The following is an 803-nucleotide window of genomic DNA, read 5'->3' as shown; positions in this document are numbered from 1 at the left end:
GCGTCGTTGGCACCCATGGCGTTCCACTCNNNNGTGCCCCCGTGGGCCGGTGGGTGGAACGCGGTGGGTGTGGCAGCGCGTCGTTGGCACCTATGGCGTTCCACTCGTGGGCGTGTGGGCCGGTGGGTGGAACGCGGTGGGTGTGACAGCGCTTCGTTGGCACCCATGGCGTTCCACTCGTGCCCCTGTGGGCCGGTGGGTGGAACGCGGTGGGTGTGGCAGCGCGCCGTTGGTGATCCACCCACGCGGGCAGAGCGGAGCGAGGGCGCGGCGTGGTCAGGTGGGTGGGGGGACCAGCCGGGCGTGCAGCGTCGTCGGGTCGGTCACCTCGGAGAGGTCCCGTGCGGCGAGCCAGGCCGCGGCGGCGGCGCCGTCGCCGGCGGTGTGCAGCGGGGCGGTCGGCCAGCGACGGGTCAGCTCGGTGCGGACCGCGTCGGCGAGCGGGGTGTCGCCGGTGAGCAGGCCGCCGCCGAGCACGACCGGGGCGGTCGTGCCGGGCGGGCGGATCCGGGACACGGTTTCCGTCAGCGCCGTGGCGGCCTCGGCGATCAGNCTCGCCCTCGCGGGCGGCGGTGACGACCAGCGGCGCGAGCCGCGCCAGTTCGATCGGCGGTCGTCGGGTCACCGCCTGCACCACGGCCGTCGCGGTCGCCCGGGGTTCGGCGGCCACCTGGGGGCTGCCGGTCAGTTCGGTGAGGATGCGGCGGGCCAGGTCGCCCGGGGCGTCGGCGCGGTCCAGGTCGGTCAGGAGCCGGCGGACCGCCTCGCGGCCGAGCCAGAAACCGGAGCCGGCGTCGCCGAGC

Annotated in this window: 1 pseudogene; it reads right to left on the bottom strand. The window is 76.4% G+C overall.

Features of this window, described 5'->3' with window-relative positions:
- Positions 1-276: 276 nt before the first annotated feature.
- Positions 277-803: pseudogene (locus tag B1205_RS31550) on the bottom strand (ATPase); the annotation flags it as partial.

Origin of the sequence: Micromonospora sp. NBS 11-29, from assembly GCF_002140155.1 — a bacterium.
In the GTDB taxonomy this organism is placed as follows: domain Bacteria; phylum Actinomycetota; class Actinomycetes; order Mycobacteriales; family Micromonosporaceae; genus Micromonospora.
The sequence above is the reverse complement of the archived record's forward strand: the minus strand, read 5'-3'. Positions and strand labels throughout refer to the sequence as shown.